General features: G+C 61.3%; 19 protein-coding genes and 1 pseudogene. 15 read left to right on the forward strand and 5 right to left on the reverse strand.

Annotated elements, in window-relative coordinates; all coding sequences use genetic code 11:
- Window positions 1-296 precede the first annotated feature (296 nt).
- From rpsF to V9L13_RS23515, 9 genes are all read left to right on the forward strand, one after another.
- On the forward strand, window positions 297-719 hold the full coding sequence (gene rpsF, locus V9L13_RS23475) for a 30S ribosomal protein S6 (protein WP_003221133.1): 423 nt from the start codon (window positions 297-299) through the stop codon (window positions 717-719).
- A gap of 28 nt (window positions 720-747) precedes the next feature.
- On the forward strand, window positions 748-978 hold the full coding sequence (gene rpsR, locus V9L13_RS23480) for a 30S ribosomal protein S18 (RefSeq protein ID WP_002551829.1): 231 nt from the start codon (window positions 748-750) through the stop codon (window positions 976-978).
- Between the two features lie 36 nt (window positions 979-1,014).
- Window positions 1,015-1,908, forward strand: coding sequence for a hypothetical protein (locus V9L13_RS23485; RefSeq protein WP_003221135.1), 894 nt, complete (start codon window positions 1,015-1,017; stop codon window positions 1,906-1,908).
- Window positions 1,909-1,927: 19 nt separating this feature from the next.
- Window positions 1,928-2,374 carry a 50S ribosomal protein L9 gene (gene rplI, locus V9L13_RS23490; protein ID WP_003221136.1) on the forward strand — a complete coding sequence of 149 codons (447 nt, stop codon included), beginning with the start codon at window positions 1,928-1,930 and terminating at the stop codon, window positions 2,372-2,374.
- Between the two features lie 120 nt (window positions 2,375-2,494).
- Window positions 2,495-3,892 carry a replicative DNA helicase gene (gene dnaB / locus V9L13_RS23495; RefSeq protein ID WP_003221138.1) on the forward strand — a complete coding sequence of 466 codons (1,398 nt, stop codon included), beginning with the start codon at window positions 2,495-2,497 and terminating at the stop codon, window positions 3,890-3,892.
- 203 nt (window positions 3,893-4,095) lie between these two features.
- Window positions 4,096-6,399: a YgiQ family radical SAM protein gene (locus V9L13_RS23500; RefSeq protein ID WP_027611423.1), complete on the forward strand. Its 2,304-nt coding sequence runs from the start codon at window positions 4,096-4,098 to the stop codon at window positions 6,397-6,399.
- 338 nt (window positions 6,400-6,737) lie between these two features.
- The gene (locus tag V9L13_RS23505) at window positions 6,738-10,013 is read left to right on the forward strand and encodes a transglutaminase family protein (protein ID WP_338800656.1); all 3,276 of its coding nucleotides are present in this window, start codon (window positions 6,738-6,740) and stop codon (window positions 10,011-10,013) included.
- A gap of 88 nt (window positions 10,014-10,101) precedes the next feature.
- Window positions 10,102-12,588: a circularly permuted type 2 ATP-grasp protein gene (locus V9L13_RS23510; protein ID WP_338800657.1), complete on the forward strand. Its 2,487-nt coding sequence runs from the start codon at window positions 10,102-10,104 to the stop codon at window positions 12,586-12,588.
- On the forward strand, window positions 12,588-13,478 hold the full coding sequence (locus V9L13_RS23515; RefSeq protein WP_338800658.1) for a transglutaminase family protein: 891 nt from the start codon (window positions 12,588-12,590) through the stop codon (window positions 13,476-13,478). Before V9L13_RS23510 ends, V9L13_RS23515 begins: the two co-directional genes overlap by 1 nt.
- A gap of 155 nt (window positions 13,479-13,633) precedes the next feature.
- Here the strand turns inward: V9L13_RS23515 and V9L13_RS23520 are convergent, their stop codons facing one another.
- Together V9L13_RS23520 and V9L13_RS23525 are read right to left on the reverse strand one after the other, a co-directional pair.
- On the reverse strand, window positions 13,634-13,822 hold the full coding sequence (locus V9L13_RS23520; protein WP_226499909.1) for a hypothetical protein: 189 nt from the start codon (window positions 13,820-13,822) through the stop codon (window positions 13,634-13,636).
- 68 nt (window positions 13,823-13,890) lie between these two features.
- Window positions 13,891-14,478 (reverse strand): TIGR00730 family Rossman fold protein, encoded by a 588-nt coding sequence (locus V9L13_RS23525; protein WP_003221147.1) that lies wholly within the window; start codon window positions 14,476-14,478, stop codon window positions 13,891-13,893.
- A gap of 340 nt (window positions 14,479-14,818) precedes the next feature.
- Between V9L13_RS23525 and azu the strand changes: the two genes are divergently transcribed.
- Window positions 14,819-15,265: an azurin gene (azu, locus tag V9L13_RS23530; RefSeq protein WP_098966950.1), complete on the forward strand. Its 447-nt coding sequence runs from the start codon at window positions 14,819-14,821 to the stop codon at window positions 15,263-15,265.
- Between the two features lie 198 nt (window positions 15,266-15,463).
- Here azu and nadE read toward each other — a convergent pair whose 3' ends face one another.
- From nadE to V9L13_RS23545, 3 genes are all read right to left on the reverse strand, one after another.
- Window positions 15,464-16,291 (reverse strand): ammonia-dependent NAD(+) synthetase, encoded by an 828-nt coding sequence (gene nadE, locus V9L13_RS23535; protein WP_103485073.1) that lies wholly within the window; start codon window positions 16,289-16,291, stop codon window positions 15,464-15,466.
- Window positions 16,292-16,295: 4 nt separating this feature from the next.
- Window positions 16,296-17,519, reverse strand: coding sequence for a nicotinate phosphoribosyltransferase (gene pncB / locus V9L13_RS23540; RefSeq protein WP_003221154.1), 1,224 nt, complete (start codon window positions 17,517-17,519; stop codon window positions 16,296-16,298).
- 214 nt (window positions 17,520-17,733) lie between these two features.
- On the reverse strand, window positions 17,734-18,645 hold the full coding sequence (locus tag V9L13_RS23545; protein ID WP_103521211.1) for a LysR family transcriptional regulator: 912 nt from the start codon (window positions 18,643-18,645) through the stop codon (window positions 17,734-17,736).
- 165 nt (window positions 18,646-18,810) lie between these two features.
- On the opposite strand from V9L13_RS23545, the gene V9L13_RS23550 reads away from it, so the two are divergent.
- The 5 genes and pseudogenes from V9L13_RS23550 (at window position 18,811) to V9L13_RS23570 (ending at window position 24,467) form a co-directional block, all read left to right on the forward strand.
- Window positions 18,811-20,301, forward strand: a complete 1,491-nt coding sequence (locus V9L13_RS23550; protein ID WP_123589212.1) for an aldehyde dehydrogenase family protein — start codon at window positions 18,811-18,813, stop codon at window positions 20,299-20,301.
- Between the two features lie 228 nt (window positions 20,302-20,529).
- Entirely contained in the window at window positions 20,530-21,813 is a 1,284-nt protein-coding gene (locus V9L13_RS23555) for an FAD-binding oxidoreductase (protein ID WP_338800659.1), read from the forward strand.
- 368 nt (window positions 21,814-22,181) lie between these two features.
- Entirely contained in the window at window positions 22,182-23,315 is a 1,134-nt protein-coding gene (locus V9L13_RS23560) for a branched-chain amino acid ABC transporter substrate-binding protein (RefSeq protein WP_003221158.1), read from the forward strand.
- A 35-nt stretch (window positions 23,316-23,350) separates the two neighbouring features.
- Window positions 23,351-23,440: pseudogene (locus V9L13_RS23565) on the forward strand (metal ABC transporter ATP-binding protein); the annotation flags it as partial.
- Between the two features lie 112 nt (window positions 23,441-23,552).
- Entirely contained in the window at window positions 23,553-24,467 is a 915-nt protein-coding gene (locus tag V9L13_RS23570; protein WP_003221160.1) for a branched-chain amino acid ABC transporter permease, read from the forward strand.
- The last annotated feature ends 3 nt before the right edge of the window (window positions 24,468-24,470 follow it).

The following is a 24,470-nucleotide window of genomic DNA, read 5'->3' on the forward strand; positions in this document are numbered from 1 at the left end:
CAAACTGTGGGAGGGGGCTTGCTCGCGAAAGCGGTGTTTCAGACAACAATAATGTTGCCTGATGAAACGCATTCGCGAGCAAGCCCGCTCCCACAGTGTTTTGTGCGAAGGCAAAGAAATGGTGATTGTTCAAATAATCACCAATTGCCTTGCACCTCTGCAGTCCCTTCTCTACAATTGCGCCCCTTGCTGTGACGGCAGGCACGCATGTGCCCCGCGCCAGCAAGTCCATAAGTGTCATTCACTCCTTGTCTGACCGTTTTTGAGCGGCAGGCTACAACCCGTAAGGAGCATTCATGCGTCATTACGAAATCATCTTTCTGGTCCACCCTGACCAGAGCGAGCAAGTCGGCGGCATGGTTGAGCGTTACACCAAGCTGATCGAAGAAGACGGCGGCAAAATCCACCGTCTGGAAGACTGGGGCCGTCGTCAACTGGCCTACGCAATCAACAATGTTCACAAGGCTCACTACGTGATGCTGAACGTTGAGTGCACTGGCAAGGCCCTGGCCGAGCTGGAAGACAACTTCCGCTACAACGATGCAGTGATCCGTAACCTGGTCATCCGTCGCGACGAAGCCGTTACCGGCCAGTCCGAGATGCTCAAGGCTGAAGAAAACCGCAGTGAGCGCCGTGAGCGTCGCGACCGTCCTGAGCACTCCGACGCTGATGGCGTTGAGGGTGATGACAGCGACAACAGCGATAACGCTGACGAGTAATCCACGGACCTTTTAAGGAGCCTATCAAATGGCACGTTTCTTCCGTCGTCGTAAATTCTGCCGCTTCACCGCTGAAGACGTGAAAGAGATCGATTACAAAGATCTCAACACTCTGAAAGCCTACGTATCCGAGACCGGCAAAATCGTTCCAAGCCGCATCACCGGTACCAAAGCTCGTTATCAGCGTCAGCTGGCCACCGCTATCAAGCGCGCCCGCTTCCTGGCCCTGCTGGCCTACACCGACAGCCACGGCCGCTGAGACCGGGCAGTCGACAAGTAGCAAAGGATTGAATGCATGCGTGCCATAGCTGAGTTCATCATGCGCGGCCGCATGCAGGCCACTCTCGTAGTGGCCGGGTGTGCAACATTGCCGTTGTTGTATTGGTTGGGTGCTGCCGCCGGGAGCCTGGTGCTTCTGCGGCGCGGACTGACGGACGCCATTGGCGTTCTGTCCCTGGGGCTGCTGCCGGCATTGATCTGGTGGCTGTATGCCGATGATCCACGGGCACTTCTGGTGCTGCTGGGGTCTTCGGGGCTTGCGTTGGTGTTGCGCGCAAGCGAATCCTGGGTCCGCACGCTGCTGGTCAGCGTAGTGATTGGAGTGGTGTTTTCAGTGGTGCTCGGGGCAGCGTTTGCGGCCCAGATCGAGATGCTCGCGCAGGCCTTGATAAAGGTCATGCCGGCGCTTCTTGGTGAAACCTACAAGCAATTGTCGGTCGATGAGCAAGCGCGCTTCGCGTCCCTGATTGCACCAGTCCTGACCGGACTGATTGCGGCTCTGTTGCAGATCGTCAGCGTGCTGAGCCTGATTGTCGGGCGTCATTGGCAGGCGTTGTTGTACAACCCGGGTGGTTTTGGTCGCGAGTTTCGCGCCATCCGGATCCCGCTGGGGCCGGCGATGTTGCTGCTGGCGTTGATGCTTCTGGGCCCGAATCTCGGTGCACAGATGGCCATGTTGACGCCGTTGTGCAGTGTACCGCTGGTGTTCGCCGGACTCGCCCTGATTCACGGGCTGGTCGGGCAGAAGCGACTGGCCGGTTTCTGGCTGGTGGGGTTGTACGTCACGCTGCTGTTGTTCATGCAGCTGCTCTATCCGTTGCTCGTGGTTCTGGCCATTGTCGACAGCCTGATTGATTTTCGCGGTCGTCACGTGTCGAAAGACACCGATAACGCGAACGGTGAAGGTTAAAAGTTAAGAGGATTTCCACATGCAACTGATCCTTCTGGAAAAAATCGCCAACCTGGGCAACCTGGGCGACAAAGTAAACGTTAAGGCCGGTTACGGCCGTAACTACCTGCTGCCTTTCGGCAAAGCTACCGCTGCGACCGCTGCCAACCTGGCTGCGTTCGAAGAGCGTCGTGCTGAGCTGGAAAAAGCTGCCGCAGACCGTAAAGCATCGGCTGAAAGCCGTGCTGCCCAACTGGCCGAGCTGGAAGTGACCATCACTGCCACCGCTGGCGACGAAGGCAAGCTGTTCGGTTCGATCGGTACTCACGACATCGCTGACGCACTGACCGCTTCCGGCGTTGAAGTGCAGAAGAGCGAAGTTCGTCTGCCGAACGGCACCATCCGCAACGTGGGTGAATTCGACGTGGCTGTGCACCTGCACGCCGAAGTTGAAGCCACCGTACGCGTTGTCGTGGTAGCAGCTTAAGCAATACTTGTCGGCTGGCACCCTCGGGTGCTTGCCGGTAACATCGGGCACGATCCTGTTTACAGGTCGTGCCCTTTGTCTTTCTGGTAATCCCGTTTTCAAACCTGACTCCAAGTGGCCATGAACGAAATCACCGCTCCCGAGCAATACGATCTGCAAACCGCCGCGCTGAAAGTGCCGCCGCATTCCATCGAGGCCGAACAGGCCGTACTCGGTGGTCTGATGCTGGACAACAACGCCTGGGAACGCGTGCTCGATCAAGTCTCCGACGGCGATTTCTACCGACATGACCACCGTCTGATCTTCCGTGCGATCGCCAAACTGGCCGATCAGAACATGCCGATCGACGTCGTGACCCTTGCCGAGCAACTGGACAAGGAAGGTCAGACGTCCCAGGTCGGCGGCCTCGGTTACCTCGGCGAGCTGGCGAAAAACACGCCGTCCGTCGCCAACATCAAGGCCTATGCGCAGATCGTTCGCCAGCGCGCGACGTTGCGCCAACTGATCGGTATCAGCACCGAAATTGCCGACGCCGCCTTCAACCCTGAAGGCCGTACTGCCGAAGAGATCCTCGACGAAGCCGAACGGCAGATCTTCCAGATCGCCGAGGCGCGGCCGAAGACCGGCGGCCCGGTGGGGGTCAACGAACTGTTGACCAAAGCCATCGACCGCATCGACACCCTGTTCAACACCGCCGACGCGATCACCGGCCTGTCCACCGGCTATACCGACCTCGACGAGAAGACCAGCGGTCTGCAGCCGTCCGACCTGATCATCGTCGCCGGCCGTCCGTCGATGGGTAAAACCACCTTCGCCATGAACCTGGTGGAAAACGCCGTACTGCGCAGCGACAAGGCGGTGCTGGTGTACTCCCTCGAGATGCCAGGCGAATCGCTGATCATGCGTATGCTCTCGTCCCTGGGCCGGATCGACCAGACCAAGGTGCGTTCCGGCCAACTCGAAGACGACGACTGGCCGCGCCTGACCTCGGCGGTCAATCTGCTCAACGACCGCAAGCTGTTCATCGATGACACCGCCGGCATCAGCCCGTCGGAAATGCGTGCGCGAACCCGACGTCTGGTGCGTGAGCACGGCGACATCGGCCTGATCATGATCGACTACCTGCAGCTGATGCAGATTCCCGGATCCAGCGGTGACAACCGGACCAACGAGATTTCCGAGATCTCGCGATCCCTCAAAGCCCTGGCCAAGGAATTCAACTGCCCGGTGGTGGCGCTGTCGCAGCTCAACCGCTCCCTGGAACAACGTCCCAACAAGCGTCCGGTGAACTCCGACTTGCGGGAATCCGGAGCGATCGAGCAGGACGCCGACGTCATCATGTTCGTGTACCGGGACGAGGTGTATCACCCGGAAACCGAGCACAAGGGCATCGCCGAAATCATCATCGGCAAGCAGCGGAACGGCCCGATCGGCTTTATCCGCCTGGCCTTTATCGGTAAGTACACCCGCTTCGAAAATCTGGCGCCGGGCAGTTACAACTTCGACGATGACGAGTAACGTCGAGCACTTGTGGCGAGGGAGCTTGCTCCCGCCGGGTTGCGCAGCAGCCCCCAGAATTCGACTGCTGCGCAGCCGATCGGGAGCAAGCTCCCTCGCCACAGGTAAAGCACAATTTCCGACCACAGCCGTCGGAATTGGTCAAAATTTGTGCTATATTCCGCGCCCGCGAAATTCAATGAAAGCCAACACCGGTTATCGACATGCAAGCAGCCAAGCCGTTATTTGACTATCCAAAGTACTGGGCCGAATGTTTCGGGCCAGCGCCATTCCTGCCGATGAGCAGGGAGGAGATGGATCAGCTCGGCTGGGATTCCTGCGACATCATCATCGTCACCGGTGATGCCTACGTCGATCACCCGTCGTTCGGCATGGCGATCATCGGCCGGCTGCTGGAGTCCCAGGGCTTCCGCGTCGGGATCATTGCCCAGCCGAACTGGCAGTCCAAAGACGACTTCATGAAGCTCGGCGAGCCGAACCTGTTCTTCGGCGTCGCGGCCGGCAACATGGACTCGATGATCAACCGCTACACCGCGGACAAGAAAATCCGTTCCGACGACGCCTACACCCCGGGTGGCATGGCGGGCAAACGTCCGGATCGCGCGAGTCTGGTCTACAGCCAGCGCTGCAAGGAAGCCTACAAGCATGTGCCGATCGTCCTCGGCGGCATCGAAGCTTCGCTGCGCCGCATCGCCCACTACGACTACTGGCAGGACCGCGTGCGCAACTCGATCCTGATCGACGCCAGCGCCGACATTCTGCTGTACGGCAACGCCGAGCGCGCCATCGTCGAAGTGGCCCAGCGTCTGTCCTACGGGCACAAGATCGAAGACATCACCGACGTGCGCGGCACCGCATTCATCCGTCGTGACACGCCGCAGGGCTGGTACGAAGTCGATTCCACGCGCATCGACCGTCCGGGCAAGGTCGACAAGATCATCAACCCGTACGTCAACACCCAGGACACCCAGGCTTGCGCCATCGAGCAAGAGAAGGGGCCGGTGGATGATCCCGAAGAAGCCAAGGTCGTACAGATTCTGGCCAGCCCGCGCATGACCCGCGACAAGACCGTGATCCGCCTGCCGTCGATGGAAAAGGTGCGTAACGACCCGGTCCTGTACGCCCACGCCAACCGCGTGCTGCACCTGGAAACCAACCCGGGTAACGCCCGCGCGCTGGTGCAGAAGCATGGCGAGGTCGACGTCTGGTTTAACCCGCCACCGATTCCGATGACCACTGAAGAAATGGACTACGTGTTCGGCATGCCTTACGCCCGGGTTCCGCACCCGGCGTACGGCAAGGAGAAGATCCCGGCCTACGACATGATCCGTTTCTCGGTGAACATCATGCGCGGCTGCTTCGGCGGTTGCACCTTCTGCTCGATCACCGAGCACGAAGGCCGGATCATCCAGAACCGTTCCGAAGAGTCGATCATTCGCGAAATCGAAGAGATCCGCGACAAGGTCCCGGGCTTCACCGGCGTCATCTCCGACCTCGGCGGCCCGACCGCGAACATGTACCGCATCGCCTGCAAGAGCCCGGAAATCGAGTCCGCGTGCCGCAAGCCGTCCTGCGTGTTCCCGGGCATCTGCCCGAACCTGAACACCGACCACTCGTCGCTGATTCAGCTGTACCGCAGTGCCCGTGCCTTGCCGGGTGTGAAGAAGATCCTGATCGCCTCCGGCCTGCGTTACGACCTCGCGGTCGAGTCGCCGGAGTACGTCAAAGAGCTGGTGACCCACCACGTCGGTGGCTACCTGAAGATCGCCCCGGAACACACCGAGGAAGGTCCGCTCAACCAGATGATGAAACCGGGCATTGGCAGCTATGACAAGTTCAAGCGCATGTTCGAGAAGTACACCAAGGAAGCAGGCAAAGAGCAGTACCTGATCCCGTACTTCATCGCCGCGCACCCGGGCACTACCGACGAAGACATGATGAACCTGGCGCTGTGGCTCAAGGGCAACGGCTTCCGTGCCGACCAGGTGCAGGCGTTCTACCCGTCGCCGATGGCCACCGCCACCGCGATGTACCACTCGGGCAAGAATCCGCTGCGCAAGGTCACCTACAAGAGCGACGGTGTGACCATCGTCAAGAGCGAAGAGCAGCGTCGTCTGCACAAGGCGTTCTTGCGTTATCACGACCCGAAAGGCTGGCCGATGCTGCGTGAAGCGCTGATCCGCATGGGCCGTGGTGATCTGATCGGTCCGGGCAAGGATCAGTTGATTCCGCTGCATCAACCGGCTACCGACAGCTACCAGAGCGCCCGTCGCAAGAACTCGACGCCGGCCGGCAGCCACAAGGTCGCGAAAGAGAAGACCACCAAGATTCTCACCCAGCACAACGGCCTGCCGCCGCGTGCCAGCGACGGTGGCAATCCTTGGGACAAGCGTGAACAAGCCAAGGCTGCGGCGTTCGCCCGCAACCAGCAGGCGGCCAAGGAACGCAAGGAAGCGGCCAAGGGCAAGGGGCCGAAGCCGGCGCGCAAGCCAGTCGTTCCGCGCTAAGTCGCTTTTTGTTTCAACAGAACGCCAACCTTCGGGTTGGCGTTTTGCATTTCAGGGCTCAGGAAGTGCGCTGAATCGACTGGCCCCTTCGCGAGCAAGCTCGCTCCCACAGTTGGAATGCGGTCTCCTGTGGGAGCGGGCTTGCTCGCGAAGGCATCATCTCAGGCGCCGCATCTACCACTGCCGCCACATTTAGGCGCAACTTCCTCAATCCATTTCCCCGCATCGCCCGATTTTGGTGCTGTACTGCCCTGAGCATTCCGGGAAAGCGCCCAAGCCTCTGCATGGCATAAGTCTTGCGCGCTTTCGAATACGCTTAGGCTCGCAGGAGGCACGCCGTGTCGATTCATGTCGCATTGCATCACGTCACGCATTACCGCTACGACCGCGCTGTCGAACTCGGCCCGCAGATCGTTCGCCTGCGCCCGGCCGCCCACAGCCGCACGCGGATCCTCTCGTATGCGCTGAAGGTCTCGCCCGAGCAGCATTTCATCAACTGGCAGCAAGACCCGCAGGGCAACTACCTCGCGCGTCTGGTGTTCCCCGAGAAAACCGACGAGTTGCGCATCGAAGTCGACCTGCTGGCCGAGATGGCGGTGTTCAACCCGTTCGACTTCTTCCTCGAACCCTACGCCGAGAAAATCCCCTTCACTTACGCGGCCGATGAGCGCAAGGAGCTGGCGCCGTACCTCGAAACCCTGCCGCTGACGCCTGCCTTCAAAGCCTATCTGGACGGGATCGACCGCACGCCGCAGCCCGCCGTGGATTTCCTGGTGATGCTCAACCAGCGTCTCAGCGAAGACATCCGCTACCTGATCCGCATGGAACCGGGCGTGCAAACCCCGGAACACACCCTCGAACATGCATCCGGTTCCTGCCGTGACTCGGCGTGGCTGCTGGTGCAGTTGCTGCGCAACCTCGGGCTGGCCGCGCGGTTTGTTTCCGGTTACCTGATTCAACTCACTGCCGACGTGAAAAGCCTCGACGGCCCGTCCGGCACTGACGTCGATTTCACCGACCTGCACGCGTGGTGCGAGGTGTACTTGCCCGGCGCTGGCTGGATCGGTCTGGATGCCACGTCCGGGCTGTTCGCCGGTGAAGGGCATATCCCGCTGGCCTGCAGCCCCGATCCGTCCTCGGCGGCGCCGATCAGTGGCCTGGTCGAGCCGTGCGAATGCCAGTTCAGTCACGAGATGTCGGTGGAGCGGATCTGGGAAGCGCCACGGGTCACCAAACCCTACACCGATGAGCAGTGGCTGGCGATTCAGGCGCTGGGCCGACAGATCGATGCCGATCTGCTGGAAGGCGATGTGCGCCTGACCATGGGCGGCGAGCCGACCTTCGTCTCCATCGACGATCCGGACGGCGCCGAGTGGAACACCGCCGCGTTGGGGCCGGACAAGCGCCGACTCTCCGCCGAACTGTTCCAGCGCATGCGCCAGCACTATGCGCCGAAAGGTCTGGTGCATTTCGGTCAGGGCAAGTGGTATCCCGGCGAGCCATTGCCGCGCTGGTCGCTCAACTGCTATTGGCGCCGCGACGGCGTGCCGATCTGGCACAACAACGCGCTGATCGCCGATGAGCAGCAGGACTACGGCGCCAATGGCGAACTGGCCGGGCGTTTTCTGGCGAGTGTTGCCGAACGCCTGAAACTGCCCGCACGTTTCGTGTTTCCAGCCTACGAAGACCATTTCTATTACCTCTGGCGTGAGGGCGCATTGCCGAGCAACGTCAGTGCTGAAGATTCGCGACTGGAAGAGCCACTGGAGCGTGCGCGACTGCGCAAAGTTTTCGCTCAGGGCCTGGATAAAGTGATCGGCCAGGTGCTGCCGCTGGCGCGCACCGCCAAGGGTGATCAATGGCAGAGCGGGCGCTGGTATCTGCGCGACGAGCATTGCCGGCTGGTGCCGGGGGATTCGCCGCTGGGTTACCGCTTGCCGCTCGCTTCGCAGCCGTGGGTTAAGGCGGCGGAGTACCCGTTCATTCATCCCAGCGATCCGAATCAGGACTTCCCCGAGCTGCTGGACAGCGCGCAGCTCAACAGCCATGCCGAACCCGCCGCGGCCGCCGAACGTGCGCCGAAAATCGACGAGTCCGCCGACTGGCTGACCCGCACCGCAATCTGCGCCGAGGCGCGCGAAGGGCGTCTGTATCTGTTCATGCCGCCGCTGGAGCGGGTCGAGGACTATCTGGAGCTGGTGGCGGCCATCGAAGCCACCGCCGAAGAGCTGCATTGCCCGGTATTGCTGGAAGGTTACGAGCCGCCGAGCGATCCGCGCCTGAGCAATTTCCGCATCACCCCGGATCCGGGCGTGATCGAGGTCAACGTGCAGCCTTCCGCGACCTGGGACGAACTGGTCGAGCGCACCGAGTTTCTTTATGAAGAGGCGCGACAGACGCGACTGACCACCGAGAAGTTCATGATCGACGGGCGCCACACCGGTACTGGCGGCGGCAACCATTTCGTCCTCGGTGGCGCGACCCCGGCGGACTCACCGTTCCTGCGCCGCCCGGACCTGCTGCGCAGCCTGATCAGCTACTGGCACAACCATCCGTCGCTGTCCTACCTGTTTTCCGGCTTGTTCATCGGCCCGACCTCGCAGGCGCCACGGGTCGATGAAGCCCGCAACGACGCCTTGTACGAACTGGAAATCGCCTTTGCGCAGATGCCAGAACCGGGCGAAGCGTGCGCGCCGTGGCTGGTGGATCGACTGCTGCGCAATTTGCTGATCGACGTCACCGGCAACACCCATCGTGCCGAGTTCTGCATCGACAAACTGTATTCGCCGGACGGCGCCACCGGGCGTCTCGGCCTGCTGGAGCTGCGCGCTTTCGAAATGCCGCCGCACGCGCGCATGAGCCTGGCCCAGCAGTTGCTGTTGCGGGCACTGGTGGCACGCTTCTGGCGCGAGCCGTATGCGCCGCCGAAGCTCGCACGTTGGGGCACCGAGCTGCACGACCGCTTTATGCTGCCGCACTTTATCGAGCAGGATTTTGCCGACGTCATCGTCGAACTGAACAACGCCGGTTATCCGTTGCGCGCCGAGTGGTTCGCCGCGCATCTGCAGTTCCGTTTTCCCAAGGTCGGCGATTACGCGGTCAGTGGCATCGAGATGGAACTGCGTCAGGCGCTGGAGCCTTGGCATGTGCTGGGCGAGGAAGGGACGGCGGGCGGCACGGTGCGTTATGTCGATTCGTCGCTGGAGCGTTTGCAGATCAAACTCAGCGGTCTGCCGCCGCAGCGTTATCTGCTGACCTGCAACGGCATCCCGGTGCCGCTGCAACCGACCGGGCGCATCGGTGAATTCGTCGCGGGTGTGCGCTTTCGGGCCTGGCAACCGGCCAATTGTCTGCAACCGACCATTCCGGTGCACGCGCCGCTGGTGTTCGATTTGCTCGATACCTGGATGCAGCGTTCGCTGGGCGGTTGCCAGTATCACGTTGCACACCCGGGCGGGCGTAATTACGAGACGTTGCCGGTCAATGCCAACGAAGCCGAGAGCCGGCGCATGGCGCGGTTTTTCCGCATCGGACACACGCCGGGGAAACTTCCGATACCTAACCTGACAATCTCCGACGAGCTGCCGATGACACTCGATTTGCGACGCTTCTAAGTCCTGCACGACATGCGGATTTTTCGTATATCCGCACGTCATGTGCCTGCGTTAGTCTGACCGTTCCCTGCTGTCTGCCGAGCTTTCCATGCCTGACCTGCTAGACCGCTACCCGCTGACCGCGGGCACTTATCACGAACTGCTGAATGACAGCGGGGAAGTGCGCCCGCACTGGCGGCGGCTGTTCGATCAATTGCAGCGCAGCACCCCGGCGCAACTGGTGCAGCGGCAGGCGCTGCTGGCCCGGCAGATTCAGGAAAACGGCGTGACCTACAACGTCTATGCCGATCCCAAGGGCGCCGACCGCCCGTGGGAGCTGGACCTGCTGCCGCACGTGATTGCTGCTGATGAGTGGCAGCACCTGTCGGCGGGGATTGCCCAGCGAGCACGCCTGCTCAACGCGGTACTGGCTGATCTGTACGGGCCGCAGCGGCTGATCAGCGAAGGGTTGTTACCGGCGGAGCTGGTGTTCGGCCACAACAATTTTCTCTGGCCCTGTCAGGGCATTGCTCCGCCTGAAGGGGCCTTTCTGCATCTGTACGCCGTGGACCTGGCGCGCACGCCGGACGGACGCTGGTGGGTCACGGCAGATCGTACTCAGGCGCCGTCGGGCGCGGGTTATGCGCTGGAAAACCGCACCATCGTTTCGCGGGCCTTTCCCGAGTTGTACCGCGACCTGAAAGTGCAGCACCTGGCCGGATTCTTCCGCACCCTGCAGGAAACCCTCGCGCGTCAGGCGCCGTGTGCCGACGACGCGCCGCTGGTGGTTCTGCTGACGCCCGGGCGCTTCAACGAAAGTTACTTCGAACACCTTTATCTGGCACGCCAGCTCGGTTATCCGTTGGTGGAGGGCGGCGACCTCACCGTGCGCGATGCCACGGTGTACCTGAAAACCCTCAGTGGTCTGCGCCGGGTGCACGCGATCATGCGCCGGCTCGACGATGACTTCTGCGATCCGCTGGAGCTGCGCACCGATTCGGCACTTGGTGTGCCTGGTCTGCTGGAAGCGGTGCGTCAGGGCCGGGTGCTGGTGGCCAACGCCTTGGGCAGCGGCGTGCTGGAGTCGCCGGGGTTGCTCGGATTTTTACCGAAGATCAATCAGTACCTGTTCGGCGAAGAACTGCTGCTGCCGTCCATCGCCACCTGGTGGTGCGGCGAGGCGCCGGTGCTGGCGCAGGCGTTGGAAAAGCTTCCCGAGCTGCTGATCAAACCGGCATTCCCCTCGCAAAGCTTCGCGCCGGTATTCGGCCGCGATCTGAGTGAACAACAGCGCCAGGCACTCGCCGAGCGCATGCAGGCGCGGCCATACGCCTATGTTGCGCAGGAACTGGCGCAGCTGTCCCAGGCGCCGATCTGGCAGGCCGAAGACGGCCAACTGCAACCGCGAGCGATCGGCATGCGCGTGTACGCGGTGGCCAGTGGTAGCGGCTATCGCGTATTGCCCGGTGGGCTGACCCGGGTCGCCGCCGAGGCCGATGCCGAGGTGGTGTCGATGCAACGTGGCGGAGCGAGCAAGGACACTTGGGTGCTGGGCGAGCATGCGCCGAGTGGCGAACAATGGAAAACCCAGCGCAACGTCGGCGTACACGATCTGGTGCGCCGCGACCCTTACCTGCCCTCGCGGGTGGTGGAGAACCTGTTCTGGTTCGGTCGTTACTGCGAGCGTTGTGACGACAGTGCGCGACTGCTGCGGATCATGCTCGCGCGGTATGTCGATGGCGATGATCCGCAAGCCTTGCAGGCCGCCGTGGAGCTGGGCGAGCGGCTGATGTTGCTGCCGGAGGAGGGTGAGTTGCCGGAGCGGCTGCTGGCGGCGCTGCTCGGCGAGGACTGGTCGTTCAGTCTGCGCTCCAACCTGCAGCGCCTGCAGTGGGCGGCCTCGCAGGTGCGCGGCAAGCTCTCGCGGGAGAACTGGCAGGCCTTGGTCGAGTTGCAACGCGAGGCGCTGGAACTGGACACCGAGGAGCCGGACTTCGGCGAGTTGCTGGATTTCCTCAACCGGCTGGTGATGTCGCTGGCGGCGCTCTCGGGTTTCGCGCTCGACGACATGACCCGCGACGAAGGCTGGCGCTTTCTGATGATCGGCCGGCGGATCGAACGGTTGCAGTTTCTCAGCCGCAGTCTGGCCGCATTTCTGCGCGGCGCCGGGGCGTTCGATCAGGCGGGGCTGGAATGGCTGCTGGAACTGGGCAACAGCAGCATCACCTACCGTTCGCGGTATCTGGCGGTGGCGCAGTTGATTCCGGTGCTCGACCTGTTGCTGCTGGATGAGCAGAACCCGCACGCGGTGCTGTTCCAGTTGAAACTGGTGACCCGCACACTCAAGCGCCTGAATGATGATTTCGGCGTGCCTCGCGAGGCGGGGTTGCCGCAATTGGTCGAGCGTCTGGCGCGGTTCGATCTGGGCTGTCTGGAGAATCCGCTGTTCGGGGAGAACAGCGTGCGTGCCGCGCTCGATGGTCTGGCGGATTTGCTGCAGGAGATTGCCGAGGCCAGCGGTCAGGTGTCCGATCGGCTGGCGCTGCGCCACTTTGCCCATGTCGATGATGTCAGCCAGCGCACGGTGTCCGTCTGATGAGCGCGCATTACCAGATCTTTCACGACACCTGTTACCACTACGACAGCCCGGTTTCCCTGGCACAGCAATTGGCGCACCTGTGGCCGCGCGAGTGCACATGGCAGCGCTGCACCGAGCAGCAATTGCTGATCAGCCCGGAGCCGACCACGCGGCGGGATGAATTGGATGTGTTCGGCAATCCACTGACCCGGCTGGCCTTTGAGCGGCCGCATGATGAATTGCAGGTCAACGCCCGGCTCACGGTTGAGGTGCTGGCGCGGCCGCTGGCGGATTTCAATCTGTCCCCGGCGTGGGAGCAGACGCGCAACGCGCTGACCTACAGCAGCCTGCCGTTGTCTGCTGAAATGCTGGAGGCTTGTCGCTATCGCTTTCAGTCACCCTACGTGCATTTGAAACGCAGTTTCGTCGAGTTTTCCGAAAGCTGTTTTCCACCGGGCAGGCCCTTGTTGCTGGGCGTTCAGGCGTTGATGCAGAAGATTTTCAGCGAATTCACCTTCGACGCCGAGGCGACGCAAGTGGCGACGCCGCTGGTCGAGGTGCTGGAGCGCCGACGCGGCGTGTGTCAGGACTTCGCCCACCTGATGCTTGCCTGCGTGCGTTCACGGGGGCTGGCAGCGCGTTACATCAGTGGTTATTTGCTGACCCAGCCGCCACCGGGGCAGCCACGGCTGATCGGCGCCGACGCGTCGCATGCCTGGGTCTCGGTGTTCTGTCCGGTATTGGGCTGGGTGGATTTCGATCCAACCAACAATGTGCAGCCGGCGCTGGAGCACATCACCCTGGCGTGGGGCCGGGATTTTTCCGATGTCTCGCCGCTGCGTGGGGTGATTCTGGGGGGCGGTTCGCATGATCCGGAAGTGCGGGTCACGGTGATGCCATTGGAATGAAGACAATCGAGTGTGGGGAGCTTTTTGTGGCGAGGGGATTTATCCCCGATCGGCTGCGAAGCAGTCGCAAAACAATTTGGGGCCGCTTCGCGACCCATCGGGGATAAATCCCCTCGCCACAGATCGCTCCCTCAGGGAGCGAATCAGCAATCAGCTCAGGCGTCAGGCGCCTGGTCTTTCGGTGCATCAACAACATCATCATCGTTGTCAGTCGCCACTTCCCCGTCAGGGTTCTGTGCCGCTTCTTCAGCCAGCTGTTTCTTGCGTTGAAGCTTTTCCTCTTTCTTCTTTTCCTTTTCCAGGTCTCGTTGACGTTTGGCGAAGGAGTAATTGGGTTTGGCCATGGGCGATCCTCTGGGGTCGAAGGTGAGGTTGAGCGGCGCGTATTCTGCCCTGTATCGGTGCCCGGCGGTTAGCCGGGTTTTTGGTCGACCCACTTGGGCGTGACGGTCGGCTTCCAGTTATCCAGGGCGTCGAGCAGCGTTTGTGCTGATTCGCTCACTTGCAGCATGTCACGGTGTGGGGCGCGAACGAAGCCTTCGCCGACGATATGGTCAAGAAAAGCAGTGAGTTTGCTGTAAAAACCGTTCACCTCAAGCAGCCCCAGCGGCTTGCCGTGGTAACCGAGCTGGCCCCAGGTCCAGACTTCGAACAGCTCTTCCAACGTGCCGAGGCCGCCGGGCAACGCGATGAACGCATCGCTCAGTTCAGCCATGCGGGCCTTGCGCGCGTGCATGCCATCGACCACTTCGAGACGCGTCAGGCTTTTGTGACCGATCTCCTTGTCCATCAGGCTTTGCGGAATGATCCCGATCACTTCGCCGCCGGCGGCCAGTGCGGCGTCCGCCACCAGGCCCATCAGGCCCACGGCACCCCCACCGTAAACCAGCGTCAGTTGGCGCTCGGCGAGTGCCCGGCCAAGGGCTTGGGCGGCTTCGGTGTAAGCCGGATCAGTGCCGGCGTTGGCACCGCAAAATACACAAACGGATTTGAGAGACATGCCTTCCTCCTGGGTCAATCCGTCACAGGGTAATGGCTGGCACGCCTTGATCCAAGGACTAAGCTTCGCGTTCTGGCGATTCAAAGGTACCGCTGGCGCCACAGGCGTAGGCGGCGAGCAAACTGCACAACAGACCGTTAAAGAACATGATAGGCACTCCGTTTCAGTAGATGCGCCGATCATAGGCCCGGCCGTGGATTCTGGCCGGTAGATTGTTTCGATGAGTGTCATAGCCTGAAAGTTGTATACAATTTTTGACTCAAGTCATAGGAACTTGCGAAGATTTCAGGCAGTCTTTCCACCATTAGTGTTTTTGTTAACCCTGCCTTGGAGATTCACCATGTTTTCCAAAGTTGTTGCGGTATCCCTGCTGGCGCTGGCCAGCAGCCAATTGATGGCTGCCGAGTGCAAAACCACCGTTGATTCCACCGACCAGATGTCCTTCAACACCAAGGAGATCGTGATCGACAAGAGCTGCAAGACCTTCACCGTCGAACTGACTCACTCCGGCAGCCTGCCGAAGAACGTCATGGGCCATAACCTGGTGGTCAGCAAAACCGCTGATATGCAGCCGATTGCCACCGACGGCCTGGCCGCTGGCATCGACAAGAACTACCTGAAAGACGGCGACGAGCGCGTTATCGCTCACACCAAGATCATCGGTGCCGGCGAGAAAGACACGCTGACCATTGATGTATCGAAGCTGACCGCTGGTACTGACTACGGCTTCTTCTGCTCCTTCCCGGGCCACATCTCGATGATGAAAGGCACCATTGCTGTGAAGTAAGCAGGCTTACCGCGTTATCGTTCTTCGCGAGCAAGCCCGCTCCCACAGGGTTTGTGTCGGTCACACATTTTGTGAACAACCGGGACACTGTGGGAGCGGGCTTGCCCGCGAAGAGGCCATCAGCATCGACAGGTGAACTGGCCAAAGAAAAGCCCGCTGAGGATCGCTCCTCAGCGGGCTTTTTCATTCAGTCGCCGATCAAGGCGCGAACGGCATGACCCGCTTGTGATGGGTCTTGTTGTAGGTGCTGACGATGATGTCGAACGCTTCCTGACGCACCGGCTCGCCGTGCAGGAAGGCGTCGATCTCGGCGTAGGTCACGCCGTGGGAGGCTTCGTCCGGTTTGCCCGGCGACAGGTCTTCCAGATCCGCGGTCGGCACTTTTTCCACCAGCGATTCCGGTGCGCCGAAGCTGCGGGCAATCGCCCGGACCTGGTTTTTCACCAGGCCGCTGAGCGGGGCCAGGTCGCAGGCGCCGTCACCGAACTTGGTGAAGAAACCCATCACCGCTTCCGCCGCATGGTCGGTGCCGATCACCAGACCGTGCGCCGCGCCGGCGATGGTGTACTGGGCGACCATGCGCATCCGCGCCTTGGTGTTGCCGAGCACGAAATCCACCGACACCGCATGTTTGCCTTCGAACGCCGCGACTTCACTGGCCAGCGATTTGACCGCCGGGCCGATGTTCACGGTGTGGCGTTCGTCCGGGGCGATGAAGTCCACCGACGCCTGGGCGTCGTGCTCATCGAACTGGGTTTCGTACGGCAGGCGCACGGCAATGAACTTGTAGGCGTCGTCGCCGGTGCGCTCGCGCAGCTCACGCATGGCGCGCTGGGCCAGCAGGCCGGCGGTCAGCGAGTCAACGCCGCCGCTGATGCCCAGCACCAGGGTCTTGAGGCCGGAATTGACCAGGCAATCCTGGATAAAGGTGATGCGCCGGGCGACTTCCGCTTCGAGGGCCTGATGCCCGGCGAATGGTGGTTGCACCTTGAGCTGTTCAGCAATCTCACGCTGTACGGCTTGCATGAATTCACTCCTTGCTAGATAGACTGGAATCGGCAGGAACCTGGAACACATGTCGCAAATAGGCGACGAAATTCGGGTCTTTGCAGTGGGTTTTGCCGGGCTCGTCGGAGATCTTCGCCACCGGCTGGCCGTTGCAGGCGGTCATTTTAAGCACGATGCTCATCGGTTCGACACCCGGAATGTCACAGGTCAGGTTGGTGCCGATGCCAAAGCTGACGTTGATCCGCCCGTGCAGCGCGCGGAAGATCTCCAGCGACTTGGGCAGGGTCAGGCTGTCGGAGAACACCAGGGTCTTGCTCATCGGGTCGATGCCGAGCTTGTGGTAGTGGGCGATGCACTTTTCGCCCCACTGCACCGGATCCCCGGAATCGTGGCGCAGACCGTCGAAGAGCTTGGCGAAGAACAGGTCAAAGTCGCCGAGGAAGGCGTCGGTGGTGATGCAATCGGTGAGCGCAATCCCCAGCAGGCCACGGTATTCGCGCACCCAGCAGTCGAGGGCGGCGATCTGGCTGTCGATCAGGCGTGGGCCGAGTTGCTGGTGGGCCATGATCCATTCATGGGCCATGGTGCCCAGCGGTTTCATGTCCAGCTCGCGGGACAGGTGCACGTTGCTGGTGCCGACAAAGCGCCCGGGGAAATCGTGCTTGAGCACGTTGACCACTTCTTCCTGCACGCGGTACGAGAAGCGCCGGCGGGTGCCGAAGTCGGCGACCTGCAATTGCGCCAGTTCGTCGGCCGAGGCGTTGGCGCTGAGCCAGTCGAATTTGCGATACAGCTGTTCGCGCGCCTGCACCAGTTCGATTTCCCGGTAGCGATAGCGGTTGCGCACTTCGCTGACGATCGCCAGCAGCGGCACTTCGTAGAGAATCACGTGCAGCCACGGGCCGCGCAGACGGATGAACAACTCGCCGTTCTCGATCCCGGTGTGCAGGTAGCGCAGGTTGAAGCGGAACAGGCCGAGAAAGCGCAGGAAATCCGGTTTCAGGAAAGTGATGCGCTCGAGAAAACTCAACTGGTCGGCGCTCAGGCTCAGTTCGGCCAGGCGCTCGATCTGGTAACGAATCTCGGCCAGATACGGCCGCAGATCCTCGCTGTTACGGCAACGGAACTCCCATTCGACTTCGACGTTGGGGTAGTTGTGCAGCACCGCCTGCATCATCGTCAGTTTGTAGAAGTCGGTGTCGAGCAGGTTCTGCACGATGCGATCGGCAAACACACTCTCGCTCATAAACGGGGTCTCCAGGTGCACCGCGCGGTTGCGCGGGATCAATCAATGACGCTAGTGGCGCATATCAGCGGTGGGGATTGCCAGCATTTTTTAAGAGCGCCGAGATCACCTGTGGGAGCGGGCTTGCTCGCGAATGCGGTGCATCAGTCACATTTGAATTGACTGGCCCACCGCATTCGCGAGCAAGCCCGCTCCCACAGGGTTGTTGAAAACTCTATATCGGCGTCAGGTCCGGACTATCAATCTGCTCCAGCATCCACTTCACAAAATCCCGCACCTTCGGCACTTCCGCCGCGTGTTCCGGGTAGGCCAGGTAGTAGGCGTCGGAACTGGGCATTGCATGCTGCCAGGGAATGACCAGTTTGCCGTCGGCCAATTCCTCTTCCACCAGAAACCGTGGCAGCAGCGCCACACCGCAGCCGACCTGAGCGGCGCGGATGCACATGTAAAAGGTTTCGAAGCGCGGCCCGTGGTAACTGTGTTCGGTGTGGTAACCCTGACTGTCGAACCAGTCGTGCCAGGCCTGTGGGCGCGAGGCGTTTTGCAGCAGCACCAGATCGGTCAGTTGCGTCGGGTCGGTGAAGGGCGTATCGGGCAGGCTGCCGGGTGCGCAGACCGGCACCAGCTCTTCGCCGAACAGCTTCAGGCACTCGGTGCCGGGGCGTGAGCCCTGACCGAAATAGAACGCCAGATCGCTGCGCCCCTGCAGCAAATCGTCGGCCTCCTGCTCGTTGCACAGATCGAGATGGATCGACGGATGGCGCAGACGCCAGCCTTTCAGGCGCGGTACCAGCCAGCGTGCGCCGAAGGTCGAAGGCGTAGATACGCGCAGGACTTCGGTCTCGCCGCCGTAGGAACGCAGGTAATGCGTGGACATTTCCACCTGGGTGAGGATTTTTCGGACTTCCACCAGGTACAAATCTCCGGCCGGGGTCATCTGCAAACGCCGACGCACCCGGCGGAACAACAAGTGCTGCAACAATTCCTCAAGCTGCGCGACCTGTTTGCTGACGGCGCTCTGGGTCAGGTTCAGTTCTTCGGCGGCCCGGGTGAAGCTCAGGTGCCGGGTCACGGCTTCGAAGCACTGCAACGCGGTGATCGACGGCAAGTGGCGTTTGTTCAGCATGGGTGATCCCTTTTTCTTGTCTTTCTATGCGCAGCATGAATAAACGGAATGATATCTCGCGTAAAGGTCGTTTGTTGCCTCGCCGTACTGACGCTACAACTAAAGGCCTGCCCGGTCGCGACAATGCGTCCGCACACATTCAGTTTTTCGCTTGAGGAGTGACCCATGGTTGCCGCATTGCTTGATCGTCTTGGTGTGAACCCGGCCCTGTACCAGAACGGCAAAGTGCCGGTGCATTCGCCCATCGACGGCAGCCGCATCGCCGCCGTGAACTGGGAAGGCCCGGCCGAAGTCGAGCAGCACATCAGTCGCGCAGATCATGCTTTCGAGCAATGGCGCAAGGTGCCAGCGCCGCGCCGCGGCGAGCTGGTGCGTCAGTTCGGCGAAGTGCTGCGCGAGTACAAGGCTGATCTCGGCGAACTGGTGTCGTGGGAGGCGGGCAAGATTACTCAGGAAGGCCTTGGTGAAGTGCAGGAGATGATCGACATCTGCGATTTCGCCGTCGGTCTGTCCCGTCAGTTGTACGGCTTGACCATCGCTTCCGAACGTCCGGGCCACCACATGCGTGAAACCTGGCATCCGCTGGGCGTGGTCGGTGTGATCAGTGCGTTCAACTTCCCGGTCGCGGTGTGGGCGTGGAACACCACGCTGGCGCTGGTCTGCGGCAACCCGGTGGTGTGGAAACCGTCGGAGAAAACCCCGCTGACCGCACTGGCCTGTCAGGCGCTGTTCGACCGTGTGGTGAAGAATTTCAGCGATGCGCCGGCGCACCTGTGCCAGGTGATCATCGGTGGCCGTGATGCCGGCGAAGCGCTGGTGGATGACCCGCGTGTGGCGCTGATCAGCGCCACCGGCAGCACCCGCATGGGCCGCGAAGTGGCGCCGAAAGTCGCCGCGCGTTTCGCCCGCAGCATCCTCGAACTGGGCGGCAACAACGCGATGATCCTCGGCCCGAGCGCCGATCTGGACATGGCCGTGCGCGCCATTCTGTTCAGTGCGGTCGGCACCGCCGGGCAGCGTTGCACCACATTGCGTCGCCTGATCGCTCATGAGTCGGTGAAGGAAGAAATCGTCACCCGCCTCAAAGCCGCGTACGCCAAAGTGCGCATCGGCCATCCGCTGGAAGGCAATCTGGTCGGCCCGCTGATCGACAAACACAGCTTCGAAAACATGCAGGACGCGCTGGAGCAGGCGCTGAGCGAGGGTGGCCGGGTGTTCGGCGGCAAGCGTCAGTTGGAAGAGCAGTTCCCCAACGCCTACTACGTGTCGCCGGCCATCGTCGAAATGCCGGAGCAGAGCGACGTGGTCTGCAGCGAAACCTTTGCGCCGATCCTCTACGTGGTCGGCTACAGCGACTTCCAGGAAGCGCTGCGCCTGAACAATGCGGTGCCGCAAGGCCTGTCGTCGTGCATCTTCACCACCGACGTGCGCGAGGCCGAGCAATTCATGTCGGCGGTCGGCAGCGACTGTGGCATCGCCAACGTCAACATCGGCCCGAGCGGCGCGGAAATCGGCGGCGCGTTTGGTGGCGAGAAGGAGACCGGTGGCGGTCGTGAGTCGGGCTCCGACGCCTGGCGCGCGTACATGCGCCGCCAGACCAATACCGTGAACTACTCGCTGGAGCTGCCGCTGGCGCAGGGCATCACCTTCGACTGAGTTTGGAATGAAGCAGATCCCCTGTGGGAGCGGGCTTTTGTGGTGAGGGGATTTATCCCCGATGGGCTGCGCAGCGGCCCCAAAACATGCAATCGCGGAGTTTCAGATACACCGCATGCACTGGTTTTACGGTTGCTATGCAACCGATCGGGGATAAATCCCCTCGCCACAGGGCTTTATCCCACAGGATCAGCAGTGTGTTTGGCAGGTTTCTGTTGGAGTCTGGCAATGCCGTTACGCGAAGAATGTCTGTGGGAAAAACTCACGCCGCAACGCCCGGATAACACCGCGCTACGGGGCGAGGTCAAAGTCGATGTCTGCGTGATCGGCGCCGGGTTTACCGGGTTGTCGGCGGCGCTGCATCTGTTGGAGAAGGGCAAAAGCGTCTGCGTGCTCGAAGCGCATCGCGCCGGGCATGGCGGCTCCGGACGCAACGTCGGGCTGGTCAACGCCGGCATGTGGATCCCGCCGGACGAGATCGAAGCCGGATTCGGCGAAGCGGTCGGCAGCCAGCTCAACCGCATGCTCGGGACGGCGCCAGCGCTGGTGTTCAGCCTTGTGGATAAATACAACATCGATTGCCAGTTGCGCCGCGAAGGCACCCTGCACATGGCGCACAACGCCAAGGGCGAGGCGGATCTGCGCAGTCGCGAGCAACAATGGAAGCGCCGCGGGGCGCCGGTCGAGTTGCTCACCGGCAAGGCCTGCGAGCAAGCCACCGGCACCCAGAAGATCGCCGCCGCACTGCTTGATCGCCGCGCCGGTACGCTCAACCCGATGGCCTATGTCACCGGCCTGGCCAACGCGGTGAAGGGCCTGGGCGGGCAGATGTTCGATCACTCGCCAGTGACCCGTCTTGAGCGCGTGGGCCAGCAATGGTCGGTGCAGACCGAGCACGGTTCGGTGCTCGCCGAGCAAGTGGTGATCGCCTCCAACGCCTACACCGAAGGCGACTGGACCGAACTCAAGCGCAATTTCTTCCCCGGTTACTACTATCAGGTCGCTTCGGTGCCGCTGACCGAAGACGCGGCCCATGACATCCTCCCCGGCGGGCAGGGCTCGTGGGACACGCGGCAGGTGCTGAGCAGCATTCGCCGCGACAAGGACGGCCGGTTGTTGCTCGGCAGCCTGGGCAACGGCAATCAGAAACCGACATGGTTCCTCAAAGCCTGGGCCGACCGCGTGCAGCAACATTACTTCCCCAACCTGAAACCGGTGGAATGGGAATGCACCTGGACCGGGCGTATCGCCTTCACCCCCGATCATCTGATGCGGCTGTTCGAGCCGGCACCCGGACTGGTGGCCGTCACCGGTTACAACGGCCGTGGCGTGACCACCGGCACCGTGGTCGGCAAAGCCTTCGCCGACTACCTGTGTAACGGAAATCCTCAAGCCCTGCCGATCCCCTTCGCACCGATGCAGCCCCTGGCCGGTGTCGGCCTGCGCAGTTGCCTGTACGAAGCCGGGTTCTCGCTGTATCACGCGGGCCAGTGCCTGCGCATCGTCATCTGAGTGTTGAAATATGTTGCCGGAAGCGGCGCTTTTCGATGCAGCGACTAGCCTGTAATGGTGCGGGTTGTAGCAGTCCCGCACCAGCAGTGTGCAGTTCGGTGACGCGAGCTGTTACAGGCTGGTTGCACGTCGTTTGGTGCCGCGGTTGCAATGATGGCGCAAGCGGGTTGCGCCTCAGATTTAAAAAGGTTTCACCTTCCGCGGTTTAGACGGTTGCACGCCCAATGAAAATGGGAACGAAACAGTCGAAATAACAAGAAAGCAGCGACTTTTTGAAGAATAAAAAACCGATGGCACGGCGCTTGCTCAGGGCATTCAGTGAAGTGAAGTCGCAGTGCCAACTAAAAAAAACCTTGGAGCACCACCTCATGTCCCAGACGTTTTACAAGAAAGGCTTTCTGGCCCTCGCAGTGGCTACTGCGTTGGGTGTTTCTGCGTTTGCTCAAGCTGATGTGAAAATCGGTGTAGCGGGTCCAATGACTGGCGCCAACGCGGCATTTGGCGAGCAGTACATGAAGGGTGCACAGGCAGCGGCGGACGCGGTCAACGCGGCGGGCGGCGTCAACGGCGAGAAAATCGTACTGGTCAAGGGCGATGACGCCTGCGAACCGAAGCAGGCGGTGACGGTTGCCAAGGACCTGGTCAACCAGAAAGTTGCCGGCGTGGTCGGTCACTTCTGCTCTTCCTCCACCATTCCAGCCTCGGAAATCTACGACGAAGCTGGCGTTATCGCGATCACCCCGGGTTCCACCAACCCGCAGGTGACCGAGCGCGGTCTGAGCGCGATGTTCCGTATGTGCGGGCGTGACGACCAGCAAGGCATTGTCGCTGGCGACTACATCGTCGACGTGCTCAAGGGCAAGAAAGTCGCGGTGATCCACGACAAGGACACCTACGGTCAAGGTCTGGCCGATGCGACCAAGGCTCAGTTGATCAAGCGCGGCGTGACCCCGGTGATTTACGAAGGCCTGACCCGTGGCGAGAAAGACTTCAGCGCCCTGGTCACCAAGATCCGCGCCGCTGGCGCCGACGTCGTGTACTTCGGCGGTCTGCATCCGGAAGCCGGCCCACTGGTCAAGCAACTGCGCACCGAAGGCCTGAAAGACGTGAAGTTCATGTCTGACGACGGCATCGTTACCGACGAACTGGTGACCACCGCCGGTGGCCCGCAATACGTCGACGGCGTGCTGATGACTTTCGGCGCCGACCCGCGCCTGCTGCCGGAAAGCAAGGCCGTGGTCGAGCAGTTCCGCAAGGCCGGGACTGAACCTGAAGGCTACACCCTGTACGCCTACGCTTCGATTCAGGCCCTGGCGGCCGGTTTCAATGGCGCCAAGTCCAACAGTGGCGAAAAAGCCGCCGAGTGGCTGAAGGCCAACCCGGTGAAAACCGTCATGGGCGAGAAGTCCTGGGACAAGAAAGGCGACCTGAAAGTGTCCGACTACGTGGTTTACCAGTGGGACGCGAGCGGCAAATACCATCAGCTGGAAAAACAGAAGTAAGGGCTGACGCGATCATCCGAACACCATGAACCCCTGTGGGAGCGGGCTTGCTCGCGAATGCGGGGTGTCAGTCGCCATCAACGGTAGCTGATACACCGCATTCGCGAGCAAGCCCGCTCCCACAGGAGGCGATGGTGTTGGGGGGAACGTGTCTGCATTGCTCCGACGTAAATCTGTATTTTTCCTAGAAGAACCGCCCGCTCCTGTGGGCAGGTTCTCATTGCGTGAGATTGCGTTATGGATGGTATTTTCCTGCAGCAACTGGTCAACGGCCTGACCCTCGGGTCGGTCTATGGCCTGATCGCCATCGGCTACACAATGGTCTACGGCATCATCGGCATGATCAACTTCGCCCACGGCGAGGTTTACATGATTTCCGCTTACCTCGCGGCAATCAGTCTGGCTCTGCTGGCTTACTTCGGTATCGAATCCTTCCCGCTGTTGATGCTCGGCACGCTGGTCTTCACCATCGTCGTCACCGGCGTCTATGGCTGGGTAATCGAACGCGTCGCCTACAAACCTCTGCGCAACTCCACCCGACTGGCACCACTGATCAGTGCCATCGGCATCTCCCTGATCCTGCAAAACTATGCCCAGATCAGCCAGGGCGCCCGCCAACAGGGTGTTCCGACGCTGCTCACCGGTGCCTGGCGCATCGACGTCGGCACAGGTTTCGTCCAGCTCACCTACACCAAGGTGTTCATTCTGGTCGCCGCGTTCGTCGGCATGGGCCTGCTGACCTACGTGATCAAGTACACCAAGCTCGGCCGCATGTGCCGCGCCACCCAGCAAGACCGCAAGATGGCTTCGATTCTCGGGATCAACACCGACCGGGTGATTTCCTACGTGTTCATCATCGGTGCAGCGATGGCGGCCCTGGCCGGCGTGCTGATCACCATGAACTACGGCACGTTCGACTTCTACGCAGGCTTCGTCATCGGCATCAAGGCGTTCACCGCCGCCGTGCTTGGCGGGATCGGCTCACTGCCCGGCGCGATGCTCGGCGGGATCATTCTCGGGATCTCCGAGTCGCTGTTCTCGGGCCTGGTCAACTCCGACTACAAAGACGTGTTCAGCTTCTCGCTGCTCGTACTTGTTCTGGTCTTCCGGCCTCAGGGTCTGTTGGGCCGTCCTCTTGTGTCGAAGGTGTAAGCG

Source organism: Pseudomonas sp. RSB 5.4 (assembly GCF_037126175.1).
In the GTDB taxonomy this organism is placed as follows: Bacteria; Pseudomonadota; Gammaproteobacteria; order Pseudomonadales; family Pseudomonadaceae; genus Aquipseudomonas; species Aquipseudomonas fluorescens_H.